Below are 5,884 nucleotides of genomic sequence, written 5' to 3' on the forward strand. Positions count from 1 at the left end.
AGCGTGCCGACCCGCCACCCGCGCAGCGCACCGGCCCGGTCGCGGCCGACCCGCTGGACCCGCTCGACCTGCCGCTGGACGACCCCTCCCCGACCGGGGCGGCCCGGGAAACGGTTACCGACGAGGAGCTGGACCAGGCGATCTTCGGGTTCGACGACGGCCCGGCCGCGGATCCGGCCGCGCCGATCAGCGGGGTGGGCCTCACCCTGCTGGTGACCGACCTGTCCCGGTCTCTCGGCTTCTACCGCGACGTGCTCGGCTTCAGCGAGGTCGACCAGGGCGCCCACAACGCCGTGCTCGCGTCCGGGACGACCCGGCTCGTCCTGCGCGAGGTGACCGGGGCGGCGCCCATCAGCCGCCGGTTGGTGCACGTCAACCTCGAGGTGAGCGACATCGAGGCGGCGTACGAGCGGCTCCGGGGCTCGGGCGTCCGCTTCACGTACGCGCCCCGGGTGGTCAACCGGGGCACCAAGCTGGAGGTGTGGGCGGCGGCGTTCCGCGACCCGGACGGCCACGGCGTCGCCCTGACCCAGTGGCGGGAACGCGCCGACGCCTGACCGGGGCCGCGCTCGCCTCGGCTGACGCCGCCGGCGTCAGCGAGGATGACCCGGCGCACGTGCAGCGCGTACGCCCAGACCAGGGCGAAGATGATGCCCAGCCCGAACAGCGACCAGTGCAGCAGGCCACCCAGGATCAGCAGGCCCTGGAGCACGGTGCCGGCGTTCCAGGCCCACGGTCGGCGCATCGTCCCGGCCAGCACGACGGCGGCCACCGCCAGTGCCACCACGACACCGATCGCGGCGCCGCTCAGGTCACCGCCGACCACCCGTACCGGCTGGATCGCCAGCAACAGCACCAGCGCCTCCAGGGCGAGCGTCCCGGCGCCCAGACCGCGTACCGCCGCCTCCGGGTTGCGCAACCCGGACCGTCGCGGTTGCCCCGCGACCGGCTCCTGCACCGGCTGGTCGGCCGGCGCGCCCGCCCCGGCCGGCCCGGTCGGGTCGTCGGTGGCGTGCTGGTTCCGCTCCGGACCGGTCATCGCTTCAGCAGCCGGCGGGCGTCGGCGACCGTGACCACCGACCCGGTGACGAGGACCCCGACCCCGCTGAGCTCACCGGGGACGTCCTCCTCGGCCAGCGCCACCGCCAGCTCGATCGCGTCCGGCATCTCCTCGGCCGACTCCACCCGCTCCTCGCCGAACACCTCGTTGGCCAGTGCGGCGAGTTCCGCCGCCGGCATCGCCCGGGGCGAGCTGTTGCGGGTGACCACCACCAGGTCGACCACCGGCTCCAGCAGCTCCAGCAGGGCCCCCGCATCCTTGTCGGCGAGGACGCCGACCACCGCCACCAGCTTGCTGAACGCGAACTCCTCCTGGAGCGCGGTGACGGTAGCGGCCATGCCGTGCGGGTTGTGCGCGCCGTCCAGCAGAATGGTCGGGGCGTTCCGAACCCGCTCCAACCGGCCCGGGGAGCTGGCCGAGGCGAAGCCCTCCCGGACCGCCTCGACGTCGAGCTGCCGACGACTCCCGGCACCCAGGAACGCCTCCACGGCGGCGAGCGCCACCGCGGCGTTCTGCGCCTGGTGGGCGCCGTGCAGCGGAATGAAGATGTCGTCGTACACCCCGCCCAGGCCCTGGATGCTGAGCACCTGGCCGCCGACCGCGACCGCCCGGCGCAGCACGCCGAACTCGCCGCCCTCCCGGGCGATGGTGGCGCCCACCTCGGCGCAGCGTTCCAGGAGGGGGCGTGCGGCCTCCTCCTCCTGCGCCGCCGCGATCACCGTGGCACCGGGGTGGATGATGCCGGCCTTGGCCAGCGCGATGTCCTGGAGCGTGTCACCGAGCCACTCGGTGTGGTCCAGCCCGATCGGGGTGATCACGCAGACCCCGGCCTGGATCACGTTTGTGGCGTCCTCGGCGCCGCCCAGGCCCACCTCGACCACGGCGATGTCGACCGGCGCGTCGGCGAACGTGGCGAACGCCAGCGCGGTGGTCATGTCGAAGTACGTCAGCGGCTCGTCGGAGCGCGCGTCGACCAGCTCGGCCAGCGGCTTGATCTCCCGGTACATTGCCGCGAACCGCTCCTCGCTGACCGGCTCCCCGTCCAGGCTGATCCGCTCCCGGACAGTCTCCAGGTGCGGGCTGGTGTAGCGGCCGGTGTGCAGCCCGAACGCCCGCAGCAGCGAGTCGATCATGCGGGCGGTGGAGGTCTTGCCGTTGGTGCCGGTCAGGTGGATCGCCGGGTACGCCCGCTGTGGACTGCCGAGCAGGTCCAGCAGCGACTCGATCCGGTCCAGCTCGAAGACCATGCGGGTGAAACCACGGGCGTTCAGTTCCGCCTCGACGGCGGCGAAATCGGTACGGTCGGTCACGAGGACAGTGTCTCCAGAGCAGCGTCGATCCGGACCAGGTCGGCCTCGGCGGTGGCGAGCCGGTCGCGGATCTTCGCGACCACCGGCTCGGGGGCCTTGCCGATGAAGGCAGGGTTGTCGAGCTTCGCCCGGGCCTGCGCGACCTCCTTCTCGGCCGCCGCGCGGTCCTTGGTCAGCCGGGCCCGCTCAGCGGCCAGGTCGATCGACCCCCTGGTGTCCAACGCGACACCGACCGCGCCGGGCATGGCCAGCGTGGCGCTGGCCTGGAAGTCGTCTCCGGCCGGGTCCAGCCGGACCAGCGAACGGATCAGCGGCTCGTGGGCGGCGATGCCCGCGCCGGACAGCCCGTCCAGGCGGGCGGCCACCCGCTGCGTCGGGCGCAGCCCCTGGTCCGAGCGGAACCGACGGATCTCGGTGACCACCCGCTGCACACTCGCCAGCTCGGCCTCGGCGGCGTCGTCGACAAGCGCCCGGTCGGCCACCGGCCAGGCGACGGTCTGCACCGTCTCGCCGCCGGTCAACGCGAGCCACAGCTCCTCGGTGACGAACGGGATGACCGGGTGCAGCAGCCGCAGCAGCTGGTCGAGCACGTGCCCGAGCACCCGGCGGCCGACCTCCGCCCGCTCGCCGCCCTCGGCGAGCACCGGCTTGCTCAGCTCCACGTACCAGTCGCAGACGTCGTCCCAGGCGAAGTGGTAGAGCAGGTCACACACCTTGGCGAACTCGTACGCCTCGAACTGCTCGTCGACCTCGGCGGTGACGTGCGCCAGCCGGGACAGGATCCACCTGTCGACGGTGGAGAGCTGCTCGACGGGCGGCAGGTCCCCCGTGGTGTGCGCGCCGTTCATCAGCGCGAACCGGGTGGCGTTCCAGAGCTTGTTGCAGAAGTTGCGCGAGCCCTGGCACCACTCCTCGCTGACCGGGACGTCCTGGCCCGGGTTGGCGCCGCGCGCCAGGGTGAACCGGGTGGCGTCGGCACCGTACCGGTCGATCCAGTCGAGCGGGTCGACCACGTTGCCGAACGACTTCGACATCTTCTTGCCGAACTGGTCACGCACCATGCCGTGCAACGCGACCACGTCGAACGGCGGCCGGCCGTCCATCGCGTAGAGGCCGAACATCATCATCCGGGCGACCCAGAAGAACAGGATGTCGTAGCCGGTGACCAGCACGCTGGTCGGGTAGAACTTCGCCAGGTCCGGGGTCTGCTCGGGCCAGCCGAGGGTGGAGAACGGCCACAGGCCGCTGGAGAACCAGGTGTCCAGGACGTCCTCGTCCTGATGCCAGCCCGCGCCGGTCGGCGGCGCCTCGTCCGGGCCGACGCAGACGATCTCGCCGGCCGGGCCGTACCAGACCGGGATGCGGTGCCCCCACCAGAGCTGACGGGAGATGCACCAGTCGTGCATGTTGTCGACCCAGGCGAAGTAGCGCTTGGCCAACTCGGCCGGCTCGATTCGGACCCGACCGTCGCGCACCGCGTCACCGGCGGCCTGGGCCAGCGGGGCGGTGTTGACGAACCACTGCAGCGACAGCCGCGGCTCGACTGTCGTCTTGCAGCGCGAGCAGTGCCCGACCGCGTGCACGTACGGGCGCTTCTCGGCGACGATCCGACCCTGCTCACGCAGCGCCGCCACGATCGCCGGCCGCGCCTCGAACCGGTCCAGCCCCTCGAACGGCCCGGGCACGGTGATCACGCCGCGCTCGTCCATCACGGTCAGCGCGGGTAGGTCGTGCCGCTGGCCGATCTCGAAGTCGTTCGGGTCGTGCGCGGGCGTCACCTTGACCATGCCGGTGCCGAAGGACGGGTCGACGTGTGCGTCGGCCACGATCGGGATCCGGCGGCCGGTCAGCGGCAGCTCGACCTCGGTGCCGATCAGGTGCTGGTAGCGCTCGTCGTCCGGGTGCACCGCCACCGCTGTGTCACCGAGCATCGTCTCGGCCCGGGTGGTGGCCACCACGACCTCGTCGCTGTACCGGATGGAGATCAGCTCACCGTCGTCGTCGGTGTGCTCGACCTCGATGTCGGAGAGCGCGGTGAGGCAGCGCGGGCACCAGTTGATGATCCGGTTGGCCCGGTAGATCAGACCGTCGTCGAAGAGCTTCTTGAAGATCGTCTGAACGGCCCGGGACAGGCCCTTGTCCATGGTGAAGCGCTCGCGGTCCCAGTCGACGGAGTCGCCGAGGCGGCGCATCTGGCCCAGAATGGCGCCACCGGACTCGGCCTTCCACTGCCAGACCCGCTCGACGAACTTCTCCCGGCCCAGGTCGTGCCGGGACAGCCCCTCGGCGGCGAGCTGACGCTCGACCAGGTTCTGGGTGGCGATGCCGGCGTGGTCCATACCGGGCAGCCACAGCGCCTCGAAGCCCTGCATCCGCTTACGCCGGGTCAACGCGTCCATCAGCGTGTGCTCGAACGCGTGGCCCATGTGCAGTGAGCCGGTGACGTTCGGCGGCGGGATGACGATGGTGAAGGGGGGCTTGTCGCTGTCGGCGGAGGCCCGGAAGTGCCCAGCGGCTACCCACTGCTCGTACCGTCGCTGCTCTACCTCACCGGGCTGATACTGGCCGGCAAGGGTCGGGGCGTCGGGGCGTCGGGCATCCAGTCTCTCGGTCACCTGACAAGTCTACGGAGGGCTTCCGCAGACCTGACGTGCGCCACCTGTCGTTCGCGTACGGTGTCGGCTATGTCCGACGCACATCTCACCGAGCGGTCACTCGACGGCGGTCGCGAGCCGGTCGAGCTGACCGAAGAACCGATCCAGCTGAGCACCCGGGACTCCGGAGGCGATCCCGAGGAGCAGCCGCGCGGGTGGTCCCGGCGCCGCAAAATCGGCTGGACGGTCGCGCTGGTGGTCGGCCTGGCCGGCGCCGGGGTGCTGGGTGTCGGTGGGTGGCGGATCGCGCAGCAGAAGGACGCCCAGTTGGCCTCGCCCGAGCAGGTGGCGGGTCTGACCCGGGACGACAGCGAGCGGGCCAAGAGCACCGCTGACTACCTGCGCAGCGGCCTGGCCGCGAACATCGAGCTGGACCGGAGTTTCGGCACTGTCTACCGCGACCCGGCCGACGACAAGCGCTCGGTGCTCATCTTCGGCGGCACCACAGTGCTCTGGCAGCCGGAGCGCGACCTGGACAGCCTCTTCCGCCTGATGTCTGACGAGACCGGTGCGGTGACCGCCCTCCGCGAGCTGCCCGCGGGCGACCTCGGCGGCGTGTTGAAGTGCGGCAACACCAGCGGTGAGGGCGGTGACTTCGCGGTGTGCGGCTGGGCGGACCACGGCAGCGTGGTCATGGCGATGTTCCCGGGCCGGTCGCTCGACGACGCCGGCGGGCTGCTGCGCACCCTCCGCGAGGGCATCCAGACCCGGAACTGAACCGTCTCGACCGCTCGGAAACTCTTGATCGTCTCGGTTTTCCGGATGTCGGGCCATCACCAGGCCGCGGATACCCCGGTTTCCGTGAACCCGAGTCGATCACCCCGGCCCGCCGCCCGGATGAGGCATTGGGGAAGGCGGGG

The 5,884-nt window shown here is 71.6% G+C and carries 4 protein-coding genes and 1 pseudogene; 2 read left to right on the plus strand and 3 right to left on the minus strand.

What is annotated here, in order from left to right:
- On the plus strand, nt 1–557 hold a 557-nt coding region (locus JM949_RS32650; RefSeq protein WP_203151922.1), incomplete at its 5' end, for a VOC family protein.
- Nucleotides 558–598: 41 nt separating this feature from the next.
- On the opposite strand, the pseudogene JM949_RS32655 reads toward JM949_RS32650, so the two are convergent.
- The 3 genes and pseudogenes from JM949_RS32655 to JM949_RS32665 all read right to left on the minus strand — a co-directional run.
- Nucleotides 599–1,039, minus strand: a pseudogene (locus JM949_RS32655) (DUF4233 domain-containing protein); the annotation flags it as partial.
- Nucleotides 1,036–2,370: a bifunctional folylpolyglutamate synthase/dihydrofolate synthase gene (locus tag JM949_RS32660; RefSeq protein WP_203151923.1), complete on the minus strand. Its 1,335-nt coding sequence runs from the start codon at nt 2,368–2,370 to the stop codon at nt 1,036–1,038. The gene JM949_RS32660 and the pseudogene JM949_RS32655, both read right to left, overlap by 4 nt.
- Nucleotides 2,367–4,985: a valine--tRNA ligase gene (locus tag JM949_RS32665; RefSeq protein ID WP_203151924.1), complete on the minus strand. Its 2,619-nt coding sequence runs from the start codon at nt 4,983–4,985 to the stop codon at nt 2,367–2,369. Before JM949_RS32665 ends, JM949_RS32660 begins: the two co-directional genes overlap by 4 nt.
- Before the next feature lie 69 nt (nt 4,986–5,054).
- Here JM949_RS32665 and JM949_RS32670 point away from each other — a divergent pair, with 69 nt between their 5' ends.
- Nucleotides 5,055–5,741: a hypothetical protein gene (locus JM949_RS32670; protein WP_203151925.1), complete on the plus strand. Its 687-nt coding sequence runs from the start codon at nt 5,055–5,057 to the stop codon at nt 5,739–5,741.
- The last annotated feature ends 143 nt before the right edge of the window (nt 5,742–5,884 follow it).

Source organism: Micromonospora tarensis (assembly GCF_016803395.1).
Lineage (GTDB): Bacteria > Actinomycetota > Actinomycetes > Mycobacteriales > Micromonosporaceae > Micromonospora > Micromonospora tarensis.